9 protein-coding genes are annotated in these 15,113 nt (G+C 67.5%); 7 read left to right on the top strand and 2 right to left on the bottom strand.

Annotation, left to right across the window (positions count from 1 at the left end; genetic code table 11):
- The first annotated feature begins 124 nt into the window (after positions 1 to 124).
- A complete protein-coding gene (locus ACTRO_RS05585) occupies positions 125 to 3,058 on the top strand; it encodes an NEW3 domain-containing protein (RefSeq protein ID WP_169739820.1) in 2,934 nt (977 codons plus the stop codon).
- Between the two features lie 270 nt (positions 3,059 to 3,328).
- Here the strand turns inward: ACTRO_RS05585 and ACTRO_RS05580 are convergent, their stop codons facing one another.
- Positions 3,329 to 3,847 carry a MarR family winged helix-turn-helix transcriptional regulator gene (locus ACTRO_RS05580; RefSeq protein WP_051450362.1) on the bottom strand — a complete coding sequence of 173 codons (519 nt, stop codon included), beginning with the start codon at positions 3,845 to 3,847 and terminating at the stop codon, positions 3,329 to 3,331.
- Positions 3,848 to 4,106: 259 nt separating this feature from the next.
- Here ACTRO_RS05580 and ACTRO_RS05575 point away from each other — a divergent pair, with 259 nt between their 5' ends.
- On the top strand, positions 4,107 to 5,468 hold the full coding sequence (locus ACTRO_RS05575; RefSeq protein WP_034261658.1) for an extracellular catalytic domain type 1 short-chain-length polyhydroxyalkanoate depolymerase: 1,362 nt from the start codon (positions 4,107 to 4,109) through the stop codon (positions 5,466 to 5,468).
- Positions 5,469 to 5,837: 369 nt separating this feature from the next.
- Here ACTRO_RS05575 and ACTRO_RS05570 read toward each other — a convergent pair whose 3' ends face one another.
- Positions 5,838 to 7,637, bottom strand: a complete 1,800-nt coding sequence (locus ACTRO_RS05570; protein ID WP_034261655.1) for a ricin-type beta-trefoil lectin domain protein — start codon at positions 7,635 to 7,637, stop codon at positions 5,838 to 5,840.
- Positions 7,638 to 8,411: 774 nt separating this feature from the next.
- Between ACTRO_RS05570 and ACTRO_RS05565 the strand changes: the two genes are divergently transcribed.
- The 5 genes from ACTRO_RS05565 (at position 8,412) to ACTRO_RS05545 (ending at position 14,968) form a co-directional block, all read left to right on the top strand.
- The gene (locus ACTRO_RS05565) at positions 8,412 to 9,281 is read left to right on the top strand and encodes a carbohydrate ABC transporter permease (protein WP_211244110.1); all 870 of its coding nucleotides are present in this window, start codon (positions 8,412 to 8,414) and stop codon (positions 9,279 to 9,281) included.
- Between the two features lie 23 nt (positions 9,282 to 9,304).
- Complete coding sequence (locus ACTRO_RS05560; RefSeq protein WP_051450361.1) at positions 9,305 to 10,141, top strand: carbohydrate ABC transporter permease; 837 nt, start codon at positions 9,305 to 9,307, stop codon at positions 10,139 to 10,141.
- An 80-nt stretch (positions 10,142 to 10,221) separates the two neighbouring features.
- Positions 10,222 to 11,574 carry an ABC transporter substrate-binding protein gene (locus ACTRO_RS05555; protein WP_051450360.1) on the top strand — a complete coding sequence of 451 codons (1,353 nt, stop codon included), beginning with the start codon at positions 10,222 to 10,224 and terminating at the stop codon, positions 11,572 to 11,574.
- A gap of 117 nt (positions 11,575 to 11,691) precedes the next feature.
- Positions 11,692 to 12,678, top strand: coding sequence for a LacI family DNA-binding transcriptional regulator (locus ACTRO_RS05550; protein WP_034261649.1), 987 nt, complete (start codon positions 11,692 to 11,694; stop codon positions 12,676 to 12,678).
- Between the two features lie 133 nt (positions 12,679 to 12,811).
- Complete coding sequence (locus ACTRO_RS05545; protein ID WP_051450358.1) at positions 12,812 to 14,968, top strand: alpha-galactosidase; 2,157 nt, start codon at positions 12,812 to 12,814, stop codon at positions 14,966 to 14,968.
- Positions 14,969 to 15,113 lie beyond the last annotated feature (145 nt).

The following is a 15,113-nucleotide window of genomic DNA, read 5'->3' as shown; positions in this document are numbered from 1 at the left end:
GCATGCCCGGAAACCGCCCGCCACCGCGGGCCGGCCCGGCCTGCCAGCACGGCGCGAGGGCGATCTCGCGCCGTCGACCCGGTCAGCCCACCGCTGACAAGTCTCCGCACGAGTAAGGATGCTCATGCAGACCAAGGCAAGATCGGCCACTGTCGCGCTCGCCGCGGCCGTGGCCACTCTCGCCGGCTTCGGGCTCAGCGCCCCGGCAGCCGAAGCCGCAACCCCTTCCTCTCCAACCGCCACCCTCGTCGTCGATCCCGGCGGTGACGACCGCAATCCGGCCACCGCCGCCCGTCCGGTAGCCACACTCGCCCGGGCCCAGCAGATCGCCCGCGGGCTCTCGACCCGCGAGAACGTCGTGATCGACCTGCTCGGCGGCACCTACCAGCTGGCCGCTCCGTTGACGCTCACCAGCGCCGACTCGGGGCGCGACGGGCACACCATCACCTGGCAGGGCGTACCCGGACAACATCCGGTGCTCTCCGGCGGACAGCAGGTCACCGGCTGGCAGACCTATGACAAGTCGGCGAGCATTTACGTCGCCCACGTGCCCAAGGGCGAGGACTCCCGGCAGCTCTACGTAAATGGAGCGCTTGCCCCGCGCGCCTCGATCACCATCGCGCGCAGCGACGTGCAGGTGACCGCCAGCGGAATGACCATCGTCAACCCCGCGCTCGACTACCTAGCGACGCTGCCCGAGCAGAACCGGATCGAGGTCGAGAGCGAAGACTCGTTCACGGACCGGTACGCGCCCGTCCAATCGATCTCCGGCACCACCGTCACCATGCAGCAACCGGCCTGGAACAACAACAACTGGGGCTACGACGACATCGCCCACCCGTTCGCGGGCGGGACGCTGATGCTCGAGAACTCCCTCGCGTTCGTCCAGAGCGCCGGACAGTGGTACCTCGACCCGCAGGCCGGGCTGCTGTACTACAAGGCGGCCGCCGGACAGAGCCCCAAGCACCTCGACGTCGAGCTGCCCCGGCTGACCTCACTCCTGCAGATCTCCGGGAGCTACAGCGACCCGGTCACCAATCTGGCAATCAAGAACATCGGGTTCGAATACACCACCTGGCTGACCCCGGGTACGTCGATCGGCTACGCCGACCAACAGAACGGCACCTTCCTGGCCCAGCAGTACACCCAGCCGGCGAACTTCATCTCCACCTGCTCCTCGGGATGCACGCAGTTCGAAGCGACCCGGAACAGTTGGGTGCAGATACCGGCCGCTGTACAGGTCTCGGCCGCCAGCGACATCACGTTCAGCGGCGACAGCTTCGAGCACCTCGGACAGGTCGGCCTCGGCATCGGCAACGATGCCGACGCGACCTACTCCGGGCCGGGCCTGGGCGCTTCCGACATCACTGTCTACCACAACACCTTCACCGACGACTCGGGTGCGGGCGTCGTGGCCGGCGGCGTGCAGCCCGACGCGCACCACCCGTCGAACCCGGGGATGATCGTGCAGAACGTCACGATCGCCGACAACCTGGTGACGAACGTCGCCGAGGACTACAAGGACATGTCCGGCATCCTCTCGACCTACGCCACGCACACCGTCATCACGCACAACGAGGTCTCCGACCTCGCGTACGACGGCATCGACTTCGGCTGGGGCTGGGGGATGAACGACCCGGGCGGCAGCCAGGACTACGTCAACCGCGGCACGTACAACTACCAGCCGATCTACACCACGCCGACCACGCTCGCCGACACGGTCGTGACCGACAACCTCGTGCACGGCACCAAGAAGGTCTTCCACGACGGCGGCAGCATCTACAACCTCTCGGCTAACCCGAACGCCGTCGTCGATGACAACTACATCTACGACAATCACAACACGGTCGGCCTCTACCTAGACGAAGGGTCGCGGTACATCACGCTGACCGACAACGTCGTACAGGACGCTGGCGTATGGGCGTTTACCAACGCCAGTTCGACCAACAACACCGACGACAACACCTTCTCCGACAACTGGTACAACAACGGGGCCACGCAGATCTCCACCGGAGCCCCGCACGACAACGTTGCCACGGGCAATGTGCAGGTCGCCTCAGGTGACTGGCCCTTGGCCGCGCAGCAGGTGATGTACAACGCCGGGATCGAACCGTCCCTGCGCACCTCTGCCGACACCATCCCGGCCCCGGCCGGACTGGTGGTCACGCCCGCCTCGGCGTCCGTCTCCTCCGGCGGCACGACGCAGGTCGACGCTACGATCCAGAACTTCGCCAAGCGGCCGTTGTCCGATCTGCGGCTCGCGCTGTCAATTCCGTCCGGGTGGAGTGTCACGCCCTCGTCGAAGAATCCGCACAGCCTGCCGCCCGGCGAGAGCCTGACAGCGAGTTGGACGGTGACCGCGCCGGCGAGCGTCTCGGCCCCCATCGCGCAGGCGGCGGTCGGCGCGAGCGCGACCTACCGCCGCGCGGGCAGCGCCTACACGGGCAGTGCCTCGACGAATCTGACCGAAACCGGGGCGCTGACCAGCCTCAAGAGCTACGGCTCGGTGCCCTCGGCCTTCGGCCAGTCGGGTGGGTCCTACGCGATCCTGGCCGGCGGCAACGACATCTGGGGCGCCGGCGGCGAGCACTACGACGAGTACGGCTCGATCTACAGCCCCCAGGCGGCCGGACCGAGTTCCACGGTCACCGTGGAGGTGGACTCGCTACAGAACGTCAATGCCTGGACCAAGGGTGGTCTCGTCCTGCGCGACGCCGTCACCGGCGCCGGCAGCTCGCAGGGTTACGTGGCGCTGGTGGTCACCCCGTCCAACGGTGTCTCACTCCAGTGGCAGGACGCCTCGACTCCCGGCTACCTCGACCAGGACGTGCAGTCCCCGAGCAGTGTCGCGGCGCCGGTCTGGCTGCGCCTTGTACGCGACGGCGACCAGGTCAGCGCTTACTACTCGGCCGACGATCAGGCCTGGAACCAGGTCGGCTCGGCGATCACCCTCACTGGTGCCACGACCGATGAGGATGCCGGCATGATCGTGACCGCGCACAGCCCGTCCCTGCAGGCACAGGCCGACTTCAGCAACTTCTCAGTCAGCGACAACTGACGCAGGACGGTCCCGCACGACGGATCACGCGACGGCGCCCGGACGGAGTCTGGGCGCCGTCCCGTAATTCCGCTACTGCGCCTGTGCGCGATTCGAACGGGCCGCTCCGGTGTCGGGGGAACCGGGGCACGCCGTGTTCGCGGACCGCCTCCGCTCCATCCCGCGCTTTCGATCACCGGCTTCACCGTGTACCACCAGCGTGGCTGGAACCCTGTCGCCGCCGAGACGGCCACTGTCAGAGGCGATCTGTGCCCGCGCCGGCTAATCCCATCACGAAGCGGTGGCCGGACGATCTCGTCGGGGTGGCGGCGACGGTTGTCCGGCGCCGGGCTCTGCGTGCAACGCGTGGGCGAAGTGAGCCAGGCGATCGGCCAGGACCTTGCGGTCCTCCTCGTCGATGTCGGCGAGCATGACGTCTTCGATCTCGTCGAGTGCGCGGTCGCAGCGGCGCAGCAGAGTCTTCCCGGCGCGGGAGAGGGTGGAACTCAATACCCGCCCACCGTGCGGATCCGCTTCACGCCGGATCAGACCGCGGCGCTCCAGGTCGCGGATGACCAGATTCATCGCCTGGGGGGTGACGAAGGCGGCGCGGGCCAGTTGGGCTGAGGACGCGCCGTCGCGCAGCCGCAGTTCGCTCAGGACCATGTACTCCGTCGTGGTGACCCCGTGCCGGGCCAGCGCCTGATCCAGGCGCCCCCGGATGCGCCGCTCCAAACGGAAGACCAAGTAGCTGAGCCGCGGTGCGGCCGGAGCGGAACGGACGGCGTCACGACCGCGAGGGGAGCTCACGGGAACAAGAATAGCGCCACGGCCCGGCGCGGACGATGAAACTTTCCCGGATAGCATATCAAGTTGCTTGATAGCAAGAAGCTTGACAGCCAGCGCGAAGGCCGCGTCGCCCTCCGGAGACCGGGCTGTGAGTCCGTGCGGAGCTTTGACGGCGTCCGGACCCAGCCGCAACCTTCCTGGCACACGAGTGATGTGTCCGGGCTCCGCGTATTCGGCTGAAGGGCCGAAGCCGACCGGGCACCCGAGCTCAGGAGGAGTGATGAAGCGTATCCGCACCGCACTCGCGGCCGCGTTCGCAGCCGCGGTGGTCAGCGCCCTGACCGCCGTCATCGGACCCGCGCCGCAGGCCGCCGCGGCGAGTCTGACCCAGGTGACGAACTTCGGGAACAACCCCGGGAACGCCCAGATGTACATCTACGTGCCCGCGAGCCGCCCGGCGCATCCCGCGATCGTGCTGGCCTTGCACGGCTGCGGCGGCTCCGGCCCCGGCTTCTACTCCAGCAGCGAGTTCGCCTCCCTGGCCGACCAGTACGGGTTCATCGTCATCTACCCGACCGCGACGCAGCAGGCCGGGTTCGGCAACTGCTGGGACACCTGGTCGTCCGCGGCCAAGGTCCGCGGCGGCGGCAGCGATCCGGTGTCGCTCGTGTCGATGATCACGTACACCGAGCAGAACTACGGCGGGGACCCGGGCCGGGTCTACGTGACCGGCTCCTCTTCCGGCGGCATGATGACCGACGAGATGCTCGCGCTGTATCCGGATGTGTTCAAGGCCGGTGCCGCCTACATGGGCGTGCCGTTCGACTGTTTCGCCGACGCTGCCGACTACCCGCCGGGCAGCAGCCAATGCACCAGCGGAAACCTGACGCGCACCGCCCAGACGTGGGGGGATGAGGTTCGTGCGGCCGACCCCGGCTACACCGGCCCGCGCCCGCCGATCCAGCTCTGGCACGGCACCGCGGACACGCTCGTGCCGTATCAACTGCTGCAGGAGGACATCAAGCAGTGGACCAACGTTTTCGGCCTGAGTCAGACCCCGACGTCCACGGACACCCCGGTCTCCGGCTGGACCCGCTGGCGCTACGCCGATGCCACGGGCAAGGTCGACGTCGAGGCTTATAGCATCCAAGGCGCGGGGCACCAGCTGCCCGAAGCGGGCATGGCCGCCTACGCCATCCACTTCTTCGGCCTTGATGCCGCCGGCTCGACACCGTCGGCCACACCGAGTTCCCCGTCCGCCTCGGCCTCGCCGAGTCCGTCATCGAGTCCCTCGCCCAGTTCCTCGAGCTCCGGCACGTCATCAGCGGCCTGCGTGGTATCCGACACGGTCAGCGCCTGGAACACGGGACTGACGCAGAACATCACCGTCACGAACACCGGCGCCTCCATCGTCAATGGCTGGACGCTCTCGTTCGCCCTCGCAGCCGGGCAGAGCGTGACCAACAGCTGGAACGCGACGATCAGCCCGGCTACCGGGACGGTGACGGCCACGAACCTGAGCTACAACGCCACCATCGCACCCGGCGGCAGCACCAGCTTCGGCTTCCAGGCCAACCACACCGGAAACACCGCCGCTCCCACCGGATTCGCCCTCAACGGTAAGCCCTGCACCACGCAGTGACCGGCACCACCCGCGCGATGGCGAGCGGCCTGCCGCTGGTCGCTCGCCGCTGCGCAGAGATCAGGTCATGGCGACCCCAGAGGTTGGGGTAGCTCACCATCCATTGGAGCACCGGCGACGCGCCAGAGTCCGAGTGAGCCGATCTCGCCCTCGAGCACGGCGAAAGGTCTCGGCAACGGTGATTTCGGAACAGGGCCGCGTCCTCGCGCGCTGCGCGCGACGACGCGCTCCACGGAGGGTGAAGCGTCGGCAGAAGGTGATCGAAGTCACGTCCGACGGGTGCACGCGCGTCCCGTATCCGGGCAAGCAGACGCCGGATACGGGACCCACGCGTTGGATCCGATCAGATTTCGCTGCGATCGCTACCGCTTACCCGAGAGTCCATTGCTGGTTGCTCTGGCCGTTGCAGGTCCAGAGCTCGACGAGGGCTCCGTCGGCGGTGGAGGCTCCGGTCACATCCAGGCAGAGGCCCGATTGGTTGCCGGTGACGGTGCCGTTGGAGTTGAGGGTCCAGGTCTGGTTGGCCTGGCCGTTGCAGGACCAGATGATGACCTTCGTGCCGTTGGCGGTGCCGTTGTTGTTCGCGTCGAGGCACTCGGTGGCGCCGCCCACGGTCAAGGTCAGTTGCCCGGAGGAGGTGTGCGTCCAGGTCTGGTTGGCCTGGCCGTTGCAGTCGTAGATCTGCTGCTGGGTCCCCGCGGTCGTGGTCGAGTTCGGGTCGTCCAGGCACTTACCGGCACCCACCGCGTGCAGCGCGCCGCCGCTCGTACCGGTGCTCGAGCCGGCCGGCGTCAGGTAGACCGCGAAGGCGTCGTGCGAGGCCTGGAAGGTGAAGGGAACGTTGATCGAGCCGCTGGAGACGCTGACGTTCTGGTTGTAGACCACGGTGGGCGCGGAGAGCGGGTACTGGTCCGGGATCCGTTCGACACTCACGTTGACGCTGCCGTTGTTCGCCAGCCAGGGCACCGAGGAGAGCCCGTTGAAGGTGACGGACGCGGCACCGGTGTACCCGTTCGAGTCGCCGACGATGGCGACGGCTCGCTTGGCCGAGCTGTCCTCGGAGGCGGCGACCGCCGTGCTGCCCACCTGGCCGGAGGTGTTCACGAGGGTGCCCGTCATATCAGCGTAGGCACGCATCGCCCACCAGTTGCCGTTCGGTACCCAGCTGCCGTTGACCTGCGTGAGCACGCCGGTCAGGTTGGGGGTTTCGCAGCAGGCCCAGTTGCCGCGCATCGCGTTGGTGTATCCGGACTGCGCGAAGCGCGCCAGGTACCACGCGGTCACCCCGGCGGTCTGGCGGTCGGACGGCTGGTATTCGTTCGCCGACAGTGGCCGGGAGCTGATACCCGCCGCCGACTCGTCGCTGTTGATCGCCTGGGCGACCGCGACCGGGTCGTCGACGTCGCCCTCGTCGTGGTTCGTGATCATGTCCGGGACCGTGCCGGCGGATTCGACGTGCGCCATCCAGGTGCTCCATTCGCCCGGATTGCGCTGCGGCGTGTAGGCGAGCGACGGCCCGACGATCGTGGCGCTCGGAGCGATCTTGCGCAGTTCGCGGTAGGCGGTGTCCCACATCTGGAAGTACTGGGTGCTGTTCATCCCGCGGGTCCAGAACGCGGAGATGTCCGGCTCGTTCCAGATGTCGTAGGAGAACTTCAGGCCGGACGCCTGCAGCGCGCCCACGGTGGAGTCGATGAAGCTGATCCAGTTCGAGCAGTTGCCGTTGTCGCACGGGTATGTCGCGCTCGACGGCTGGCTGCCGTCCGCGCCGTACATGTCGGTGAGGATCGCCTGGTACTGCGCGGAGGGAGAGTCCTGAGCCAACCGTTTGGCCTGGGTGATCGCCTCAGTGACGTCGGCTTTCGTTCCGGTACCGTACGTGTAGCCGTCGCCGATCCAGCCGCCGGAGGCGTGTCCGCCGCCGCGGTAGGCGGTGATGTGCAGCGGCGCGAGGTACTGGTCGGCCGGCTGCGTTCCGTCCTGGCTGACGCCGTAGAGGAATCCCTCTCCGACTCCGGTCGAGGCCCCCCGGGTGGACGAAAGGTCCACGCTCAGTGACTCCCCGGTCGCCGCGCTGCCCGTGCTCGGCAGCAGCAGCTGGACCGAGAGCGCCAGAGCGGTGGCTGCCGCCAGCGCCAAGCGCGTTGATGCTCGTGCTCGTGTCCTCATTGACTCTCCTCGAGATTCGACGCGCGGGCCACGATGGTCGGATCAAGTCGGACCAGGCGAATCGGCGGCGCGTCGCGTGGGGTGGGTTGAACGCATGCCGTTATCGATAACTGTGCAGTGCGGCCGAGTGCCGCGAAGCGGAGCTCCTCGGCAGGTGCGCTGAGCGTGGATGCATGCGGGGATCGCCCGCGCGCCACGGGTACGGCATCACGCCGATCGGGGGATGGCGTCTCAGATCTGTTATCGATAACGGTCTTCGGGGGGATTATTCCGCAACACCGTGCTCTGTCAAGACGTCGTGAGCCGGACCGGGCGAAGCCCCTGTCTCCCGCAGGTCGGCGCGGTGGCTCCGGGCGTTCGACCCCACCGTCGAAGCGAAGCGCAGACCCCGATGATGCCGGCCAGGGCTGAGCCGCGAGATGAGAGGACTCTGATTCGGGCGGGGACACCGCGATCGTGGCCGTGGGCATAGCGCGCGGCTGAGGTCGCAGTCCTCGGGTGCCCGGCGGGTCCGGCCGCCGGTGATTTGATCAGCACTCGGAGAAGAGCTCTTGACAGTGGGTCATAGTTATCGGTAACTATTACCCACTCAAGCACGGCGTGAGCCGTACGTCGTTCCGACGTACGTCACGGCCACTCAAGCCGGTCGGCACCGCCTGTCCCCACCGTTCTTCTGCGCTGTCTCTGGGAGCTGAGATTGTGATCGATAACATAGCTGAGGCGGCCACGAGCTCCCCGGCGGCCGCCGCGCCACGGCGGAGAGCGTCCAGGCGTGTGCGGCCCACCGTCGAGGCATACCTGCTGATCGCGCCGAGTCTGTTCGGCTTCCTCGCGTTCCTGGTCGCGCCGGTGGTGATCGTGTTCGTGCTGAGCCTGTTCAGCTGGAATCTGATCACCTCGCCCCAGTTCGTGGGGTTGGCGAACTACCGGCGGATGTTCGCGGATCCGCAGGTGTGGCACGCGATGCTGAACACGGCCTACTACGTCGTGCTCAACATTCCCGCGCAGACCGTGCTGGCCCTGCTGCTCGCGCTCGCGCTGAACCGGAAGCTGCGCGGTGCGAAGTTCTTCCGGGTCGTGTTCGTGCTGCCGTGGATGGCGATGCCGGTGGCGCTGGGGGTGATCTGGAACTGGTTCTTCGACCCGCGCTCGGGGATCATCGACCACATCTTCTCCGTGTTCGGCCTCACCGGGCCGAACTGGCTGACCTCCTCGACGTGGGCGATGCCGGTCATCGCCTCGGTCAATGTATGGCAGTACACGGGTTACACGATGCTGTTTCTGCTCGCCGGTCTCCAGGCCATCCCGCAGACGGTCTACGAGGCCGCCGCGATCGACGGCGCCACCGGGCCGCAGCGGTTCTTCCGCATCACGCTGCCGCTGCTGCGCCCGGCGCTGTTCTTCGTGCTGGTGACGAACATCATCGGCTCCTTCCAGCAGTTCGACACCGTGTACGTGATGACCCAGGGCGGGCCCGGCCAGTCCACCACCACCATGAACTACTACATCTATCAGCAGGCCTTCCAGCTCTTCCACGCCGGCTACGCGGCGACGCTCTCGATCCTGCTGTTCGCGGTGATCCTGCTGGTGACGCTCGTCCAGTTCCGTTACTTCCGCAAGCGCACCATCTACGACTTCAGCTGACCGAGATGAGGAGGGACGTACCGATGACAACGAAGCCCATCGGCCGCCAAATGAGCGGCACCGCGATCTACCTGCTGCTCGGACTCGGCGGCCTGGTCTCGATCGCGCCGTACCTGATGACCCTGAACGCGGCGTTCAAGCCGCAGTCCACGCTGCTCTCGACCCAGGCCTGGACCCCGGCGGTGCCGGCGACCTGGTCCAACTTCACCCAGCTGTGGCAGCAGTACGACATGTCAGGGTTCATCGTGCACACCGCGCTCGTCGCGGTGGCCATCACGGTCGGCCAGCTGGTGTTCACGACGCTGGCCGCATACGCGTTCGCGCGTCTCGAGTTCCCCGGCCGCGAGCCGCTGTTCTGGCTGTTCATCGCCATGATGATGGTCCCGCAGATCGTGACGCTGATCCCGCTGTTCCTGATCATGAGCCACCTCAACCTGGTGGACACCTATCGGGCTCTGATCCTGCCCTACGTCTTCGGCACGCCTTATGGGATCTTCCTGGTGCGCCAGTACTTCCAGACCATCCCGGCCGACCTGGAGGCGGCCGCGCGGATCGACGGCGCGGGCACCTGGACGATCCTGCGCCGGATCATGATCCCGCTGGGCAGGCCGATCCTGGCCACTCTCGCGACGATCACCTTCGTCAACACCTGGAACAGCCTGCTGTGGCCGCTGATGGCCACCAGCAGCGAGCGGGACGAGGTCGTGACCGTCGGAATCTCCGCGCTGCAGGGCCAGTTCGCGTCGCAACTGCACATCCTGCTGCCGGCCGCGGCCGTCGCGCTGCTCCCGCTGATCGTCATCTTCCTGCTGTTCCAACGCCACATCGTCCGGTCGATCGCACTGACCGGTCTGAAATAGCCCCACCCGGCACAGCACAACCCGTTCAGAGCGCACATTGCCATCCGTAGCACAGCCACAGAGAAGTGGAACCGATACCGATGTTCCGAAGCGCCAAGAACACAATCGCCCTGGCAGCCGCGATCGTCTCAGTGGGCGGACTCACCGCCGCCTGCGGTAGCTCATCCGGCTCTTCCGGCGGGGTGGTCAACCTGACCTACATGATCTGGGACTCGGGCGAGAAGCCCGCCTACCAGGCTTCCATCAACGCGTTCGAGAAGGCGCACCCCGACATCCACGTCACCATCGACGTCGCGGCGTGGGCGCAGTACTGGGCGAAGCTGCAGACCGCCGCCGCCGGTCGCGACATGCCGGACCTGTTCTGGGACCACCTGGCGTACCTGCCGGAGCTGGCCAAGGACGGCATCATCACGAACATCGCGGACGACGTGAAGTCCTCCAACGTCGACCTGAGCCAGTACAGCCCCAAGCTGCTCGCGCAGTGGGAGAACGGCAGCACGATCTACGGGCTGCCGAAGGACTGGGACACCATCGAGACCGTCTACAACGCGAAAGACCTGTCCGCGGCTGGAATCACCCCGGCGCAACTCGGTGCGCTCAGCTGGAACACCACCGACGGCGGCAGCTTCGTTCAGGCCCTGCAGAAGCTCACCATCGACCAGAACGGCAAGCACCCGAACGAGGCGGGCTTCGACGCGAAGCACGTCAAGCAGTACGGCATCGCGCTCGAGGGCTCGACCGGCCAGCAGGACTGGTGGGACTTCGGGGTGCAGAACGGCTGCTCGCTGCAGGACAAGCAGTACGGCAAGTGGACGATCAGCTCGACCGCGTGTGTGCAGGCCATGCAGTTCGAGCAGGATCTGATGTACAAGTGGCACGTCGCCGCTCCGGGCACCGTGACGAACACCCCGAACGCCGCCTCGCTGCCGCAGATCCTCGCCCAGAACACCGCCGCGATGACCTTCGACGGAGACTGGGACCTGACCACCTATCAGAGCTCTCTGCCGACCGGGGGCTGGGGCGTGGCCACGCTGCCGACCGGCCCGAAGGGCTCCGGCACGGTCTACAACGGCCTGAGTGACGCGATCTACGCCGGCACCAAGCACCCGCAGCAGGCATGGGAGCTCGAGGAGTGGCTCGGCTCGGCCGCCTCGGAGAAGATCGTGACCGACGCCGGCACGGTGTGGGCGGCGATCCCGAGCCTGGACGACGGCTTCATCGCCGCGTGGAAGGCCAAGGGCGTGGACGTCTCGGCGTTCTACACCGGCGCTCAGGGCACGACGATGGGCTTTCCGCTGACCATCTCGGGCACCGCGTTCAACAATGTCGTGCTCAAGGACATGAACCAGGTCTGGCTCGACCAGATGGCCCCGCAGGCGGCCGCGAGCGACATCACGAGCGTGTCCAACGCCGCGGTGGCCGACGGCAGCTGAGCGCTCGCCGGATTATTCTCGACAACAGCAGCCGAGTGACAAGGGAGCGGTAGCATCAACACGGACACCTCGGCGCCGACGCCGCCCGAGCGCGGTGCCGCCACCAGCATCTGGCAGGTGGCGAGCGCCGCAGGGGTCTCGCACCAGACCGTCTCCCGGGTGATCAACAACAAGCCGCACGTGAGCGCCGCGACGCGCGCACGCGTGCTGGCGATCATCGAGGAACTCGGCTTCACTCCACACCGTGCCGCGCAGGCGCTCGCGGGCGGGCCCGTGCGGGCCGTGACGGTGTTCACCGCCGACACGGCCGCGTACGGGGCCGCCGCGACCCTGCGCGGCATCGAGGAGGCGGCGCGGGCCGCCGGATTCACCGTGGGCATCAGCGTTCTCGAGCCGGATGCGGCCATGAGCCCTCAGGAGGTGACCGGACGTCTCTCCCGTGACCGTGCCGCCATTGTGATCGCCTTCGAAGCGGTCGGGGTACGTGCGCTCGAGGCACTGCCTGCGGATATACCGGTTGTCGGTGTTGTCGAGCGGCCGGCCGAAGGACAGATACAGGACCGCCGCCCGCGTGTCTGGATCGACGACCGCGAGGCCGCTTTCCGCGCCACCCGCCATCTGCTCAGCCTCGGACACGAGACCGTGCACTACCTGACCATCCCCTCCTCCACGCAGAAGCTCAGTCAGCGCACCCGGGGATGGCAGGACGCGCTGACCGTCGCGGGCCGCCCGGTGCCGACCCCGAGCACCGGCGGCTGGACCCCGCGCTCAGGCTACCTTGCCGCCCGCGAAATGCTGGCGAACCCAGGCGTTACGGCGATCCTGGCCGGAAACGACGATCTCGCGCTCGGCGTCCTGCGCGCCGCGCGGGAAGCCGGACGGGATGTGCCGGCGGATCTGAGCGTCGTCGGTTTCGACGACGCGCCGCACTCCGCGTATCTGAATCCGGCCCTGACCAGTGTCCGGCTGGACTTCGAGGGCCTCGGCCGGGCGGCCTTCGGCCTGCTGCACAATCTGCTCGACCCGAACTTCATGCCCACGCGAGCCATCTGGGCCGAACCCGAGTTGATCCTGCGCGAGAGCAGCGGACCCGCCGCCCGCTGAAACCGCCGCCCCGGACCATCAGGCCGTCGCCCGGCCGCGGCGGCCGACCCACTCACAACCGCGTTCGACCAGCGCGACGACGGGCGCGGCTCCTGCCTGCGGCCCGTTCACCGTTCACAAAAGGGGATCATTCATGCCATTGATCGCGCACGCCCGCGAGCACCGACTCTGGGTTCTGACAGCGGCGGACTCGTCCTACGTGCTGCGGGTCGGCGACGATGACCTCCTCTACAGCCTGCACTGGGGGCGCGCACTGACCGTCGAACAGGCCGTCTCACTGCTCGAGTATCCCCCTGCGCGTTCCCGCAGTTGCGAGGTTCCGAGCGACGGCGTACTGGATCTGAGCCCGGCCGGGCAAGCGCGCTACGGCCATGCCGGTCTCCAGGTCCGTTTCGCCGACGGCGCGCGCGATCTCGATCTGCGGTACACCCGCCACCGCCTCACCGACGACGAACTCGTCCTGAGCTTCGAGGACTCCTTCTTCCCGCTCACCGTCGAAGCCATATACCGCGTGCGCGCCGGAAGTCCGGCCATCGAACGTCACCTGACCGTGCGTCACACCGGTTCCGAGACGCCAATCGAGGTCGTCCGGGCCGACTCCGCCACCTGGGTCCTGCCCGAACTTCCGGACTACCGGCTCAGCCATGCCTACGGCCAGTGGAACGGCGAGGGCCGACTGCAGCGCGCGCCACTCGCCCACGGTGAGACCGCCCTCGGCAGCAGGCGCGGCGTGACGAGCCACCACGCGAACCCGTGGGCGATGATCGACGACGGTACTGCGAGCGAGGACCAGGGTGCGGTTTACGGCACCGCGCTCGCCTGGAGTGGAAACTGGCAGATCCTTGCCCAGCGAATGCCGAGCGATCGGGTGTCGCTCTCCCTCGGGTCGGGCCACGGTGCTGAATCCCGCCTGCTCGAACCAGGCGAGGAGCTGTCGACGCCGGTCAGCGTCGGCATGTACACCGAAGGCGGCTTCGGCGGCGCGAGCCGCGCCTGGCACGAGTACGTCCGTGCACATGTTCTGAAGCACCCGCTGGAGCTGCGCCCGGTGCTCTACAACTCGTGGGAGGCGACGGGGTTCGAGGTCAGCCTCAATGCGCAGATGGCACTCGCCGACCGGGCTGCCCAGATCGGCGTGGAGCTGTTCGTCATGGACGACGGCTGGTTCGGCCGGCGCGTCGATGACACTGCGGGACTCGGAGACTGGGCGCCGAATCCCGAACGTTTCCCCGATGGACTCAGGCCTCTGATCAAGCACGTGCACGGCCTCGGCATGAAGTTCGGGCTCTGGGTCGAGCCGGAGATGGCCAACCCGGACAGCGACCTCTACCGGGCGCACCCGGACTGGATCATCCATCGCCCGCACCGCCACCGCACCCGAATACGCGGACAGCACGTGCTCAACCTCGCCCGTCCCGCCGTAGCCGCATGGGTGCACGCGACGATCGACCGCCTGCTGCGCGACAACGAGATCGACTTCCTCAAGTGGGACATGAACCGGCCGCTGACCGAAGTCGGCCCGCTCGACGAGCGTGCGGACGACCGTCTGTGGTCCGCGTATGTCGAGAACCTCTACACGATCCTCGACCGGCTGCGCGCCGACCATCGCGCACTGCGTATCGAGAACTGTTCGAGCGGCGGCGGACGCGTGGACCTGGGGATGCTCGTGCGCACCGATCAAGTCTGGCCCTCGGACAACACCGACGCCGTCGACCGCTTGGAGATACAGCACGGATACACGCAGGTCTACCCCGCGCAGACCATGGGCGCGTGGATCACGGCATCACCGAACCCGTGGACCGGACGGGAGAGCCCGCTCGATCAGCGGTTCCACGTCGCCGCGGCCGGCGTACTCGGCGTCGGCCTCGACCTCGCCGCGTGCGACGAGGCTGAGCTCTCGCGCCTCGGAACACTGATCGCACGCTACAAGGTACTCAGGCCACTGATTCAGCACGGGACACAGTACCGGCTCGGGACGCCGGGCCGCGACGCGCTGACCGCCGTCCAATACGTCGCGTCCGATGAATCCGAGATCGTCGTGCTCGCCTTCCTGAGATCCCGCCGCTTCGGCCGGGCGGACCCGGCCCTGCCGCTGCGCGCCCTCGATCCACGGGCCCGCTATCGAGAGGCCGACTCCGGTCGTGTGCACCACGGAGCCGTACTGCTGGCTCGGGGGCTGCCCCTCGACCTGCCGACGGGCGACCAGGCGAGCACCATGATCCACCTGCGGCGGCTCGGACCCGACGAGGAGGAACAGTTCGCACCGATCGGCGTGAACCCATCGCCATGAACCGCATTCGAGCAAAGGCGCACGCTGCGCTGGTAGATCGGGACCGTCCGTTCGCAGGTGCGCGCGGCGCCGGAACGAGTGGGTCTGGGTCGCGGCCGTCGGCGTCCGGGTTCCGGTAAGTCTGTTCGAGGCCGATCGAACAACC

The sequence above is a fragment of the Actinospica robiniae DSM 44927 genome (assembly GCF_000504285.1).
GTDB classification, from domain to species: Bacteria; Actinomycetota; Actinomycetes; order Streptomycetales; family Catenulisporaceae; genus Actinospica; species Actinospica robiniae.
The sequence above is the reverse complement of the archived record's forward strand: the minus strand, read 5'-3'. Positions and strand labels throughout refer to the sequence as shown.